The following is a 13,832-nucleotide window of genomic DNA, read 5'->3' on the forward strand; positions in this document are numbered from 1 at the left end:
ACATTCACGCAAATATTGTACCGTAAAAAAGCTTCCGCGCCGTTCGCAAAACCGCAGCATTCGCTACCACGCCGTCACGCATGGTTACGATCACGCTCATCTCGCCCGTCGGGTGTTCGACCGAGATGAGTTTCTCGTCTCCATCCGGCACCGAGGCAAGATCAGCCGCCGGTCCCTGACCAAGCAGACATGCAGTCGCGACACTGACCGCGCCGAGGACGCCGATGGCCTCATGGCAGCGATGCGGAATAAATGTTCGGGTGGAAATGGCACCGCCGGACGCCGCTCTGGAGACCATCGTCATCTTCGGCACCGTTTTTGCGGTGACATCGCCGAGGTTCATCAAGGGACCTGCTTTCAGCCGAATAGCTTCGAGCCTGCTGCGCAGTTCAGCGCCACCCTCCAACATTTCAGGAGATTCCGTGCCTTCGACCCCAAGGTCCTGAGCCCGCATCACCACGCAGGGCATTCCATTGTCGATCAATGTGCACTCGATACCGCCGATCACATCCACCGCATTCCCCGTGGGGAGCAACGCGCCGCAACTGGATCCGGCAGTATCTGCAAAGGTAATCGGTATCGGAGCCGAGAGCCCCGGAACGCCATCGATCCGGGCATCGCCAGCATAAGTCACCAGCCCAGCCGGCGTTTCGACACGCGCGACGGCAATCTGGCCGGTGTTTTCCATGAAAATGCGAACCTGCGTCTGGCCATTCTCCGCTTTCACCAGTCCGCGCTCGATGGCGAAGGGGCCGACACCGGCAAGGATGTTGCCGCAATTTTGCCCGTCACTGACAATGGCCTGATCCACGAAGACCTGCAGAAAGAGATAATCGATATCAGCATCCGCGCGCTCCGATGGCTTGATGACTGCGACCTTGGAGGTCAGCGGATTAGCCCCGCCCATTCCATCGATCTGGCGGGCGTCTGGAGAGCCCATGGCGCGCAGCAGAAAACCGTCTCGATCTTCCGGCAAATCGCTTGCCAGAAAATACCCGCCTTTGGATGTGCCGCCACGCATCCACATGCATGGCACTCCCCGCATGGCCTGCGGCGCAGCAGGATCAGACATATTTCAGCCCTTTCTCCGCCAGACGCTTGCGCATGTCGTAAATATCGAGCCCGAGTTCACCGGCAGCGAGACGGGCGCGCTTCGCCACCTCCGCTGCCACACGCGCCTCAGCTTTATCGGCAACCTCCGCCGCCTCCTCCCGTTTCACGACACAAACCCCATCGTCATCGGCAACGATAACGTCTCCGGGGTTGATCAGCGTACCGGCGCAAATGATCGGCACATTTACCGAACCGACCGTCTCCTTCACGGTGCCTTGCGCGAAAATGGCCTTGGACCAGACTGGAAATTTCATCTCCGTCAGATCGGCAACATCCCGAACCCCGGCCTCGATGATGAGCCCCTTGCATCCTCGCGCCTGTGCGGATGTGGCCAGAAGATCGCCGAAATAACCGTCTTCGCAGGGGCTGGTCGGTGCCAGCACCATCACGTCACCTTCGCGTAGCTGTTCGATGGCAACGTGAACCATCCAGTTATCGCCGGGCGGCGAGGAAATAGTGACGGCACTCGCGGCGATGCGCGCGCCGGAATAGATCGGTCGCATATAGCTCGCAAGAAGGCCTTTGCGCCCCTGCGCCTCATGAACCGTTGCGACACCGCAGGCTGCCAGCCGCTCTATGATGTCGGTTGCAGCGCGTTCGATATTCTGAACGACGACGCCCATCACAGCTCATCCACGGTGCGAGGAAAGACCGACTGAAAACCTTCCGCGTGGGTCGCCTTGCGCCCGCCGGATTGTCCACCGGAATTGCGCATGAAGTGGTTGCCGCGGTTCTCGGCCACATTCTTGTAATAATGCCAGAGATGCTCCTGCCCTTCCATGCACTGGATCCCCGCCCACTTCTTTTCCCAGACGGACGAGATATCCAGAAACACGTCCGGTTTCCACTCCATTTGCTCCGTCTGGTGCGGCTCGAAAAGATAGAGTTGCGGTGCCCCAAGCACCTTCTCACCCGGATTATGGCCCCAGGCCTGCGCAATCATCCGCGCCTCGATGGCAATCTGGGTCGCGTACATATGGTCGGTATTGTAAGGGTCCCAGCGGGAATGGCTCAACATGAATTCCGGCTGAACCTTGCGAATGACATCGACAAGCCGGTACTTGGCATCGCGATCGACCTCCAGCGGGTAATCCCCGAGATCGAAGAACTGGATGTCGTGGACATCGAGCGCTTTGGCGGCATTCTCAGCCTCCACGCGGCGTGCAGCCTTCACCTTTTCAAGCGACATATCGGCAAGCTTCCAAAGCTTGGCGCTCTCTCCGCGCTCACCATAAGAGAGGCACAGTACCGTGACCTCATAGCCTTTGGCCGCATGAAGCGCGATTGCGCCGCCGCATCGCCAGACGAAATCCGCCGAATGAGCGGAAATGACGAGCGCTGTTTTTGCCATGGGTCAGTCCTCCTTACCGTGAACATGGGTGGCAGGCGCATTCGCCTTCTCGACCGGCGGCGTGCCATGCGTGTGGAATGTTTCGATGGTTTTCAGCCCCCAGGCCTGCCCCTTCTTCCGCTCCATCTCGGTCCAGGTAACCGTCGGCCAATCCGGTCGCAGAATGAGCCGCGCACCGGCATTGGCGAGTTCCACGCGGTTGCCCGCAGGTTCCCAGACATAGAGAAAGAAGGTTCCCTGTATGGCGTGCTTGTGCGGTCCGGTCTCGATATGCACGCCATTCTCCAGAAAGATATCTGCGGCGCGAAGAATGTCTTCACGCTGGTCCACCGCGTAGGTGACGTGGTGGAAGCGCCCCTTCGCGCCCGTGTGATCTTCAGAATAGGCGATGTCATAGGTCTTGTTGTTGACGGTAAACCAGCAGCCGCCGAGCCTGCCATTGTCCAGCTGAATTTGCTCCGTGACACGGCTGCCGAGCGCACGCGTCATGAAATCACGAATGGCGCGAACGTCGGTGGCGAGCAGGTTCAGATGGTCCAGCCGACGCGGGCTCGCGCCACGCCCATGATACCGCTGGGCGAGGTTCTTTAGCGCGGGGCGCTCTTCAGACGGCGCCTCATAAACTCTCGTATCCCAGTAAAGCTCGAAAATGTGACCGTCAGGATCAGTAAAGCGATAAGCGCGACCGTGCCCGACGTCGCCGTCCACCCAGCCAAGCCCACACCCCATCTCCTCGATCACCTTAACGCGCCGCTCCAGCGCCTGGGGAGAAGATGCGCGGTAGGCAACATGTCCTACGCCAGTGGTGTGATGGCGCGTCAGCTTCAGCGTGTGGAATTCATAATCATCGAACGCACGCAGATAGGCGCTGTCACTATCGATCAGGCTCGGCGTGAGCCCGTAGACACGGGTAAAGAAATCAAGGCTTTCCTCGAACTTGTTGGTATAAAGCTCCACATGGCCGAGATGCGCGATATCGAAACAGGGCTCCGTCATCAAGCCCACCCCGCACGTCGCAGATGGACGGTCACGAGGGCTTGCGCTCCGGCTACAAAACAATTCGAATTATATGGTCTTTTGAAACGGCAGACAGATTTATTCATGGCGACACCTCCTCCTGATGCGACCGATGAAGATGACCCGCAGAATGCAAAAATGAATATGCGGGGTCGCTGCAAGAGCTCCTCCTCCGCAGCAATGTATTCTTTATGATGGAACTAAACGCCGATTTCAACGGAAAAACTGCGATAATCGCAAATGAAACTTGATGACTTCGAATTCAATGTATACATTTCAAGCGGGAGAAGGAGAGACGTATGGCAATACTGAACTTCATTGGCCGCTCGAAAACGCAGGGTGAACTCACCATTGGCGCGAGCCCTCTCCTTGACTCGTGGTCTATCGAGGTCATGCCGCGGACGGCGGCAAAGATCGAGGATTTCAACGCGCTTCTTCCGCAAGGCACGCGGGTTTACATCGCGCACATTGCTGGCACGCCCGTTGAAGATATGGTTGCGACGGCAAAGCGCCTTCGTGAAGACGGCTTTGCCGTCATGCCCCACTTTCCTGCCCGCAGCATTCCAGACCGCCCGACACTCGAGGACTGGATCAAGCGATATCGCAACGATGCGGATGTGACTGAAGCCCTGCTGCTTGGCGGGGGTGAGGTGCGCCCGGCGGGGAGCCTGGAAAGCTCCATTCAATTGCTGGAAAGCGAGCTTTTCGACCGTAATGGCTTCACGCGCCTGCATGTCGCGGGCCACCCGGAGGGCAACAAGGATATCGACCGCGATGGCACGACGAGCAATGTCGATGGTGCGCTTAAGTGGAAGAACGACTTCGCCAACCTCACAGACGCCGATATGGCCATCGTCACGCAGTTCGGCTTCGATCCGAAAGTGATCATTGAATGGGCGGAGCGCGTGGCGCAGGCGGGCATCACCCTGCCGATCCATGTGGGAATTGCCGGACCGGCAAAACTGCAGACGCTTCTCCAGTTCGCCGTTTCCTGCGGCGTCGGGCCTTCGCTCAAAGTCCTGCAAAAGCGAGCACTGGACGTGACGCGACTGCTCTCACCCTATGAGCCGACAGACATGGTCGCAGCCCTTGGTGACTATGTTGCGAGCCATCCAAACACGTTGATTTCGCAGTTGCACCTTTTTCCGCTGGGCGGCATCAAACCTGCGGCGGAGTGGATGAACCGGAATGCAACGGTGCCGCGCAAGGCCAATATTGCCTGAGGCGCAGTCGATCACACAGTTCCCAGATAGCTTTCCATCAACGCCGGATTATCCGCCAGTTCACCTGCCTTGCCAGAAAGCTTCACCTCGCCAAGCTCCATGAGATAGCCATAGTCGGCAATTTCCAGCGCGGCGCGGGCATTCTGCTCGACCAGTAGGATCGATACACCGCTGTCGCGTAGCTCAGCCACGATCTTCAGGATGTCCATAACGATACGGGGCGCGAGGCCGAGGCTCGGCTCATCCAGAAGCAGAAGCCGCGGGCGGCTCATCAGCGCGCGTGCCAGCGCCAGCATTTGCCGCTCGCCACCGGAAAGCGTTCCGGCGGTTTGCTTGCGGCGCTCCGAAAGTCGCGGAAAACGCTCGTAAACCTCTGCGCGAGTTTCCGCACGCTCCTGCGCAGAGCGAAGAAAACCGCCGAGTTCTATATTGTCTTCCACGCTCATGGTGGAGAACAGTTCGCGCCGCTCCGGCACGAGGCAAAGCCCTGCCGCCACCCGGGCCTCCACGGATGAGGGAACCGGAGCGCCATCGTAAAAGACGCCTCCTTTCGAAGGCACGATGCCCATCGCGGCATTCAAAAGCGTCGTCTTGCCCGCGCCATTGGCACCGATGACAGTAACGATCTGCCCCTTTTCCATTTGCAAAGAAACGCCGTGCAGCACCTCGGCATGACCATAGGAAACATGAATATTCTGCATCGCCAAAAGTGGTTGGCTCATGCGACACCTCCAAGATAGGCGGCAACGACTGCGGGGTGGCTGCGCACATCCTGCGGCTTGCCATCCGCTATCAGCGTGCCGAAATCGAGAACGACCAGTTGATCGACGAGGCCCATGACGAAGCCCATATCGTGTTCCACCAGCAGCACGCTCACGCCGTCCTCCCTCAGTTTTCGCAGCAGCGCCGCAAGCTCCTGCTTCTCCCCATGGCGCAGACCGGCAGCGGGTTCATCGAGAAGAAGCATGGCGGGATCGGACGCAAGCGCGCGGGCAATTTCGAGAATGCGGATCTGCCCCAGAGCCAGATCGCCCGCCGGGCGATGAAGAAATTCCCCGAGACCGACACGCTCCACCTGAAGAGCCGCCTCCGCCAGCAGCGCCGCCTCTTCTTTGCGCTCCAGACGCAGAACACTGCGCAGCACACCGGCCTTTCCTCGCAAATGCGCGCCGAGAGCGACATTTTCCAGCACCGTCATATCCGGCAGGATTTTCGCGTGCTGGAAGCTGCGGGCAATGCCGTGCTTCGCAATCTCTCTTGGGTTGAGCCCGGCGATACGCGCTTCACGGTAACGCACTTCGCCTTTGCTCAAACTCAAAATGCCGGTGATGAGGTTGAAAGTCGTGCTTTTGCCCGCTCCGTTGGGACCGATCAGCCCCACGACTTCGCCTGCTTTGATGCGAAAGCTGACATCATTGACGGCAACCAGACCGCCGAACTGTTTGCGGGCGCTTTCCACGGAGAGAAGCAGGCTGCCACGCTGCGGCATCTCGCGGGCGGTAAGATCGACCACTGGCGCTCCGATATCGCGGGGCGCCTTGCGGAAGCCAACCAGCTTCACCACGAGCGGCCAGAGGCCTTCGCGGGCGGTTTGCAATATCCCGACCAGAAGAATGCCGAAGACGACCATTTCCATATTCGTGGTCGTGCCAATCAACCCCGGCAGAAAGCGTTGCAACACCTCCTTCAGGATCAACACCACAGCGGAGCCGAAGACCGCGCCCCAGATGTGCCCCGCCCCGCCGACCACGGCCATAAGCAGATATTCGATACCCATATTCAGGCCAAATGGCGTGGGGTTGATGGACCTTTGCATGTGAGCATAAAGCCAGCCGGACAGCGCGGCAACGACACCGGCGAAAACGAACACGATGAGCTTTGCGCGGATGATATTGACGCCGAACGCTTCCGCAGCCTGCGCTCCGCCGCGAAGCGCGCGAATTGCGCGTCCGGTTCGGGAGTCCAGCAGGTTCCTCGCCCCGAGGGCGGTGGCGATGACGAAGGCCCAGATGATGTAATAGATCGACTGGCCGCTGAAGAACGCATAGTCACCGATGGACAGCGGCGGAATGCCGGTGATGCCGTCATAGCGACCCAATATATCGAGCTTGCCGAAAAGATAATAAAGCGCCAGCCCCCAGGCAATCGTGCCAAGCGGCAGAAAGTGACCAGAAAGCCTGACGGTGATCGCGCCAAGGACGAGTGCCACGAAGGCACCGACGCACAGAGAAAGAGGCAGGGTCAGCCAGGGTGACAGCCCGTAGGAGGTCGTCAGAACCGCTGTCGTATAAGCGCCAAAGCCACAAAAGGCGGCCTGCCCGAAAGACGTCAGCCCTCCAACGCCGGTAAGCAGCACGAGGCCGATGGCCACCAGCGAGGCAAGGCCGATATTGTTCATCAGCGTGATCCAGAACGGCGGCACTGGCAGCAGTGGAACGGCGATGAGCAGAACAAGAGCGCTAACGGGAACGAGAAGGTTACGGCCAGACATAGCGATCAATCCTCTTCATGGTGACCGGCAACGAAAGACAGCCAGACCAGCACCGGCACGATCAACCCGAAGACGATGATCTCCTTATAGGCGCTGGCAAAAAAGGACGAAAAGGCCTCCACGATACCCACGCCAAGCGCGGCAATCGCGGTCAGCGGGAAGTTGCCGAGGCCACCGAGAATGGCGGCCACGAAGCCTTTGAGGCCGATCAGGAAGCCGGTGTCGTAATAGATCGTCGTGACCGGCGCGATCAGCACGCCGGAAACCGCGCCGATAATGGCTGCAAGCACAAGAGCGGTAACGCCGGTCAGCTGCGTCCTGACACCGACCAACCTTGCGCCAAGACGGTTTACGGCGGTTGCCCTCAAGGCCTTTCCAAGCAGTGTGCGCTCGAAGAAAAGATAGAGCCCGATGATGATGAGGATAGTGATACCATAAATCCAAAGGCTCTGGGTGGTAACGACCATGGGGCCGACGAGAATGCTTCCGTCCGAAAGCGGTCTGGCGCGAAGCCCTTCCGGGCCAAAGAAAACGAGGCCGAGCCCCATCATGAAGAGATGTACGCCGAGCGAAGCGATCAGCAGCGTCAGCACAGTGGCATCGGCAAGTGGGCGATAGACGACGCGGTAAATGTAATAACCCATGGGCGCGATGATGAGGATGGCAACAAGCGCGCGGACCAATGCCGGGGGCTGAAGCGGCGCAACCAGAGCGACGACACCGTAAATGATGAGCGGCAACGCGACATTGATCGCAAGCGCGCGCAACAGTTTACCCATCTCGAATGCATTCCGCATGGCCCAGAGATCGAGCAGCATTGCCGCGACACCGAAGGAAATCAGCATGGGTGCAGTGCCGGGAATCTGCCCGTTATCCAGAAGCGCCAGCGACAGGGCGCCGTAAGCTACGAACTCGCCCTGCGGGATGAAAATGATCCTGGTGACGGCAAAGACGAGCACCAGCGCGAGCCCGAGGAGGGCATAGATCGCCCCGTTCGTGATGCCGTCCTGTATGAGAAAGGTCGCAATCGTCGCGTCCAAGGCATTTCCCCAGTAGAGTGGTTCCGAAGACAGGTTTTGCTATTGGCCGGTCATCGCGTAGCCCGACGACCGGCCAAAAGCGGGATTATTTCAGCAGGTGGAATTTGCCATCCTTGGCCGTCAGCAGCACGATTGCCCGGTCATCCAGACCGTAATGATCCGTGGCGGAAAACTGGAAGACACCGTGCGTCGCAGGGAACGGGCCGCCCGTTTCGATGGCATCGCGCAGCGCATCGCGGAATTCCTGAGTGCCGGGTTTTCCTTTTTGCAGGGCAACCGGCACGGCTTTTTTCAGGATGATCATGGCGTCATAGACGTGTGATCCGAACTGCGTGCGTGTGCCCGCACCATATTTGCCTTCATAGGCCTTCACATAGGCGAGGCCTTCGGCCTTGGTTTCCGATGTATCCGGCTGATCTTCCGCCACCATGACCGGGCCGGAGGCGAAGACGGTGTTTTCGGCGCTCTTTCCGGCAATGCGCAGGAAATCGAATGTCACCGCGCCGGATGGCTGGTAAATGGGGCCGGTGAAGCCGCGCTCGCGCAGGCCGAGCTGTGGAAGTGCAGCCCCTGTTCCCGATGCGCCGATCATCACGGCGTCAGGACGAGAGGCGACGACCTTCAAAACCTGCCCGGCAACCGACGTATCAGGGCGCGCGAAGCGCTCTTCGGACACCATCTTCAAACCGTACTCGGCGCCGACCTTTTTGAACTCGTCCACCCACTGGTCACCGTAGGAATCCGAAAAACCGATATAGCCGAGCGTCTTCACCCCATCCGCCTTCATCTTGGCGAAGAGATGCCGGGCAATCAGCTGGGAATTTTGCGGCAGGACGAATGTGTAGCCTTTGGCAACCGGCGGCGGAACGGGCGAAGGCGCAAGATGCGGAACCTTGGCTTCGGCAGCGACACCCGCAACGGCAATTGCGCCCGGCACCAGCGCGGAGCCGATAATGACATCGGCCTTGTCGTCATTGGCAAAACGCCGCGCATTGGTCGTCGCCATGGAAGGGTCACCGGCGTCGTCCAGCAGAATGACCTTCAGAGGTTCGCCAGCGATTTCCTTTGGCCAGAGTTCGATGGAATTTTTCAGCGGAATGCCGAGTGCCGCCCCTGGACCCGTCGTCGGGATGGTCACGCCGATGGTAATATCGGCAAGGGCTGGCACGGATGCCAGCGCCAGCGAAAGACCGGCAATCGCCCCGCGCAAGATAAACATATGCTTTTTCATGTCGTTCCTCCCGTTAATTAGAAGTGTCACGTCAGGACGCGCGCTTCTGCTCCCATTCTGAAGATTGCTTTGAAAATGCTTGCTGTGACGCGCTATCGCAGCGAGGTAGAAGCCACTCTGCGACTGCCGCCCACGCCGCGCGCATGTAGTCGTCGGCCTTATAAAAGGCTTCATCCGGCGTCGCTTGCAGCGCCATCATCTCTTCGCTCGCCGCCAGAAAGGCTTTCAACGCTTCCGTTGACCGCGCACCGGGCAAAGCCGCAAGGTCCTGCTCAACACGCTCCCTGAAAATTGCCAGCTCTCTTCCCTCGTCGCGCCACAGGCGGCGCGTCAGGAAATCGAGTGCCTGCATTCCCGTCGTGCCTTCATAGATCGACATGATGCGGCTATCGCGCAGATACTGCTCCAGCGGCCATTCCCGCGTATAGCCAGCCCCGCCCAGCACCTGAACGGCGCGGTTGGCGGTATCGAAGGCGATTTCGGCGCCGAAATTCTTCACCAGCGGCAGCATCCATGCGGCGAAATCCGCAGCCTTCTGCCGCTCTGTTTCATCGGTGGAAAGACGTGCCATATCCATCGTCACGGCAAGCTCCAGAACGGCTGCACGCAATACTTCCGTCTGCTCCCGCAGACACTTCAATTGTCTGCGAACATCTGGATGCGTATTTATGCTGACAGCCACACGGTCCGCCGCACCGCCCTGCCGACGTTCGGCGGCATAGGCTTCGGCAATATCGGCAGCGGCTGAGGCGATGCCCAGTCCCTGACATCCGGTGGATAACCGCATGCGCTCAATCATGGTGAAAAGCTGCGGAAGCCCTCGGCCTTCCTCACCAAGCAGAATCCCTTGCGACCCATCGAAACGCAGAACGCAGGTCGGAGAACCATGCAGGCCCATCTTTTCCTCGATCCGCTCGACGGTGATCGAGTTTCGGGAATTGTTGAAACTATCTGGCACGAGAAAGAGGCTCAGCCCCTTCATGCCCGGCTCGTCACTGCTACGGGCCAGCAGGCAGTGGCCGATGCGCCGCGTAATGTCGTGATCGCCAAAGGATATCCAGCATTTCGTGCCGGTAATCTGCCATTGCCCATCAACCCTGCGGGCGCGGGTGCGAATGCGCCCGACATCCGAGCCCGCATCCGGCTCCGAAATACAGATCGTCGCCGACCATTCGCCACTTGCCAGTTTGGGCACCCACTCCTCTATGACGGCGTTGGGGGCAATCTCGCTCAGAAGCACCGCAGCCGCGCGAGAAGACCCTGCCAGCATCATCAGCGAAACGCAGGCGCGCTCGAACAAAGGCGCGCAGGCGGCCTGAAGTGTCAGGGGCAGTCCTTGCCCGCCGCAATCCTCGGGCAGATCGATGCCGAGCCAACCGGCATCCGCCAATTTTCGATAGGCTTGCGGGAAACCGGAAGGTGTTTTGACACGCCCATCTATAAGCGAACAGCCTTGCCGGTCACCCATTGCATTAAGAGGTGCCAGTTCGGTTTCCGCGAACAATGCGGCCTGCCCGATAATCGTTTCCAGCGTCGTGTCATCGAGATCGGGATAAAAGGTGCGCACGGTCTGCCAGCCGGGGGTTGCCTCCAGCAGAGCAATGGTTCTTTCTGCCTGTTTCGCATAGCCCGACATCGCGCTACCTCGGCTGCATGCGGATCGCGCCATCCAGACGGATAACCTCACCGTTCACATACTGGTTTTCGATCAGGTAGCGCACCGTATCGGCAAATTCAGCCGGAGCGCCCAGACGGGATGGATAGGGAATGGTTGCGGCGAGTGTGGTTTGCACTTCCGGCGGAAGCGTTTCGAGAAGAGGCGTCAGGAAAATGCCGGGCGCGACCGTGTTCACGCGGATGCCGAAGCGCGCAAGCTCACGCGCGGCAGGAAGCGCCATGGAAACGATGCCTCCCTTGGACGCCGAATAGGCAACCTGCCCCACCTGCCCCTCGAAAGCCGCGACCGAAGCCGTGTTGACGATAACGCCGCGCGCCTTGTCCTCCCGCTCCGGCGCATTGACCATATGCGCGGCGGCAAGGCGCATCATGTTGAATGTGCCCACCAGATTGATTCGGATAACGCTATCGAAGGTCGAAAGCGGCATCGGGCCATCCTTGCCGAGAAGCCGTGCAGCTGTGCCGATACCGGCGCAGTTGACGAGAATGCGAAGGCCATCGCCTGCACCCGCGGCCTGTGCCATGGCCTTTTCGGCATCCGCTTCGCTGGTCACATCACCGGCAATGGCAATACCGCCGATCTCGTTTGCAACTTTGGCGGCGGCATCGCCGTCGCGGTCGAAGACATGAACAATCGCGCCCTTCTCCGCCAGCAATCTTGCCACCGCCTCGCCAAGCCCGGAGCCGCCTCCGGTTACGATTGCGCTCGATCCTTCGATCTTCATGCCGCAACTTCCTTTTCCACTCGAATGACATCGGAAGAGCCAGCGTAAAGCCGCTCCACCAATTCCGGCCGTTGCGACAGCACCGCGCGCTGGTTCAGTGAGCCCTTGTCGGTGATTTCACCGCGTTCGAAACGTGGCGCTTCCTTCATGATCAGCAGGCGCATCACGCGTGTCGCCGAGCCCGTTGCCAGTCGTTGATGTTCTTTCAGCCTTTCCGCAAGCGCGGCCTGAACGACTGGATGATCCAACACGGCTTCATCGGAGAGCCCCGTGGCGGATGCGCCTATCACCTCCCGCAGCGCTGGAAGGAACGGCACGACCAGCGCTCCGAGTTCTTCCCGGTTTTCGCCGGTGATGACGGCATCTCGGATCAGCCCGCCGAAAATATCGACAAGATGCGCGCGGAGCTTGCCCACGGCGACCCATGTTCCGGTTCGCAGCTTGAAGTTTTCCGCCGTGCGCCCATCGAAATAAAAGCCCTTGCGCGGGTCTCGACCTACAGCAAACCGCACGGCATCGCCTATCTTGTAGAAACCTTCCTCATCGAAGGCCTGCTCGGTCAGCGTCTGATTTCGCCAGTAACCGGGCGTTATATTGGGGCCTTTCAGCCGAAGCTCGAACTTGTCCTCAAAGGGCACGAGCTTCAGCGTGATGCCGGGTGCCGGCACGCCGATATTGCCCGGCGCTTCCTGAGGATCAGTGCAATAGATGGAGAATGGCCCGGTCTCGGTTGAACCGAGGCCCGTTCCGAAGGGAATGCGCTCTCCGACCGTCTGTTCGGCAAGCCCATTCAACGCATCCCACGTATGCTGCGCCATGCCGGCGCCCGCATACATCAACAGCTTGAGGTTCTTGAAAAAGTTCGCCCGCAAGGCTTCATCGGCCTGCATGGCGCGCACCAGCATCTCGTATCCGGCTGGCACGTTGAAATACCAAGTCGGTGAAATCTCGCGCAGATTGGCAATTGTTTTTTCCATCAACGCGGGGGATGGCTTGCCATCATCCAGATAGAAGGTGCCGCCATTATAAATGACGAGGTTGAAGACCTTGTTGCCGCTGGCCGTGTGGTTCCATGGACCCCAATCGATTATGACCGGCGGCTCATCCCGCAAAAATGCATAGCAGTTTGCCACCATTTCCTGATTGGCGCAGAGCATTCGCTGGGTTTGAATGACCGCCTTGGGGGAGCCGGTCGTGCCGGAGGTGAAGAGAAACTTTGCAACCGTATCTGGACCGACTTTTGCAAAGGCCTGATCGACCGCTTGCGTCGCCTCGCGGTCAAGCAAATCCGTGAACGCCTGAGAATTGGGTCGATCTACGGGTACATTGCGAAGTGCAACGAGTGGAATATCAGCACCGAAAGCCTGATCCACCGCATCTCGCAGCTTCTCCCCATCCGCCACAAAGACAAGGCCGGGCGTGATCTGATGAGCAATACTGGACAGCTTGCTGAAATCAGAGGAAAGCGTCGCGTAGCTTGGAGAAATGGCGGCAGATGGAATGCCGACATGCTGTGCCGCAAGCGCAATCAACGCATGTTCGATGGAGTTATCGCCAAGAATGACGACAGGACGCTCCGGCCCAAGATCAAGGTCGAGCAGAACCTGCGCAATGCGACGGATATCCTCGAGCGCGGCCTTGTAGGTCAAGCGCCGCCAGCCATCGCCCTGGCGTTCTGCCATCCAGATCCGATCCGGAGCAACCTTTGCCCAGTGGACGAACCTGTCATTCAGTTTTGCCGGATAAGCGCCAAGCGAATCCTTGCGCCAGATCACGAATGATCCGTCTGCGCGCTCTTCCCAATCAAGCTCCGGCGTCCATAATTTGACGCGCTGAAACGCATTCTCGTTCATGACACCCTCCCAGACGTCAATCGCGTGAATCTAATAAGAGCCTTATCAGCTCCTCCCGAATTTTGTTTACAAGGAAACAATCTATCTGTAAACAATCAAATTACAGATGGC

Annotated in this window: 12 protein-coding genes; 1 reads left to right on the forward strand and 11 read right to left on the reverse strand. The window is 59.1% G+C overall.

All coding sequences use genetic code 11. The features are described 5' to 3' along the window. Nucleotides 1–4 precede the first annotated feature (4 nt). From CFBP5473_RS15980 to CFBP5473_RS15995, 4 genes are read right to left on the reverse strand one after another with little or no spacing between them, the layout of a single operon-like run. Nucleotides 5–1,072, reverse strand: a complete 1,068-nt coding sequence (locus CFBP5473_RS15980) for a 4-oxalomesaconate tautomerase (protein ID WP_234881840.1) — start codon at nucleotides 1,070–1,072, stop codon at nucleotides 5–7. Next, nucleotides 1,065–1,736: a 4-carboxy-4-hydroxy-2-oxoadipate aldolase/oxaloacetate decarboxylase gene (locus tag CFBP5473_RS15985; protein WP_027676978.1), complete on the reverse strand. Its 672-nt coding sequence runs from the start codon at nucleotides 1,734–1,736 to the stop codon at nucleotides 1,065–1,067. The genes CFBP5473_RS15980 and CFBP5473_RS15985 overlap by 8 nt, the downstream gene beginning before the upstream one ends. Then, the gene (locus CFBP5473_RS15990; RefSeq protein ID WP_027676979.1) at nucleotides 1,736–2,464 is read right to left on the reverse strand and encodes a PIG-L deacetylase family protein; all 729 of its coding nucleotides are present in this window, start codon (nucleotides 2,462–2,464) and stop codon (nucleotides 1,736–1,738) included. Before CFBP5473_RS15990 ends, CFBP5473_RS15985 begins: the two co-directional genes overlap by 1 nt. Nucleotides 2,465–2,467: 3 nt before the next feature. Next, nucleotides 2,468–3,460: a VOC family protein gene (locus CFBP5473_RS15995; RefSeq protein ID WP_051441411.1), complete on the reverse strand. Its 993-nt coding sequence runs from the start codon at nucleotides 3,458–3,460 to the stop codon at nucleotides 2,468–2,470. 320 nt (nucleotides 3,461–3,780) lie between these two features. On the opposite strand from CFBP5473_RS15995, the gene CFBP5473_RS16000 reads away from it, so the two are divergent. Beyond that, entirely contained in the window at nucleotides 3,781–4,704 is a 924-nt protein-coding gene (locus tag CFBP5473_RS16000) for a methylenetetrahydrofolate reductase (RefSeq protein ID WP_027676980.1), read from the forward strand. Nucleotides 4,705–4,715: 11 nt separating this feature from the next. Here CFBP5473_RS16000 and CFBP5473_RS16005 read toward each other — a convergent pair whose 3' ends face one another. From CFBP5473_RS16005 to CFBP5473_RS16035, 7 genes are all read right to left on the reverse strand, one after another. After that, nucleotides 4,716–5,426 carry an ABC transporter ATP-binding protein gene (locus CFBP5473_RS16005; protein WP_027676981.1) on the reverse strand — a complete coding sequence of 237 codons (711 nt, stop codon included), beginning with the start codon at nucleotides 5,424–5,426 and terminating at the stop codon, nucleotides 4,716–4,718. After that, nucleotides 5,423–7,195 carry a branched-chain amino acid ABC transporter ATP-binding protein/permease gene (locus CFBP5473_RS16010; RefSeq protein WP_051441412.1) on the reverse strand — a complete coding sequence of 591 codons (1,773 nt, stop codon included), beginning with the start codon at nucleotides 7,193–7,195 and terminating at the stop codon, nucleotides 5,423–5,425. The genes CFBP5473_RS16005 and CFBP5473_RS16010 overlap by 4 nt, the downstream gene beginning before the upstream one ends. Nucleotides 7,196–7,200: 5 nt before the next feature. Beyond that, on the reverse strand, nucleotides 7,201–8,235 hold the full coding sequence (locus CFBP5473_RS16015; protein WP_027676983.1) for a branched-chain amino acid ABC transporter permease: 1,035 nt from the start codon (nucleotides 8,233–8,235) through the stop codon (nucleotides 7,201–7,203). A gap of 85 nt (nucleotides 8,236–8,320) precedes the next feature. After that, entirely contained in the window at nucleotides 8,321–9,466 is a 1,146-nt protein-coding gene (locus tag CFBP5473_RS16020; protein ID WP_027676984.1) for an ABC transporter substrate-binding protein, read from the reverse strand. Between the two features lie 31 nt (nucleotides 9,467–9,497). Next, on the reverse strand, nucleotides 9,498–11,102 hold the full coding sequence (locus CFBP5473_RS16025) for an acyl-CoA dehydrogenase family protein (protein ID WP_051441413.1): 1,605 nt from the start codon (nucleotides 11,100–11,102) through the stop codon (nucleotides 9,498–9,500). A 4-nt stretch (nucleotides 11,103–11,106) separates the two neighbouring features. Beyond that, nucleotides 11,107–11,868: an SDR family NAD(P)-dependent oxidoreductase gene (locus CFBP5473_RS16030; protein ID WP_027676985.1), complete on the reverse strand. Its 762-nt coding sequence runs from the start codon at nucleotides 11,866–11,868 to the stop codon at nucleotides 11,107–11,109. Next, complete coding sequence (locus CFBP5473_RS16035; RefSeq protein ID WP_027676986.1) at nucleotides 11,865–13,721, reverse strand: feruloyl-CoA synthase; 1,857 nt, start codon at nucleotides 13,719–13,721, stop codon at nucleotides 11,865–11,867. The genes CFBP5473_RS16030 and CFBP5473_RS16035 overlap by 4 nt, the downstream gene beginning before the upstream one ends. Nucleotides 13,722–13,832: the final 111 nt, after the last annotated feature.

The organism is Agrobacterium larrymoorei (assembly GCF_005145045.1).
Lineage (GTDB): Bacteria > Pseudomonadota > Alphaproteobacteria > Rhizobiales > Rhizobiaceae > Agrobacterium > Agrobacterium larrymoorei.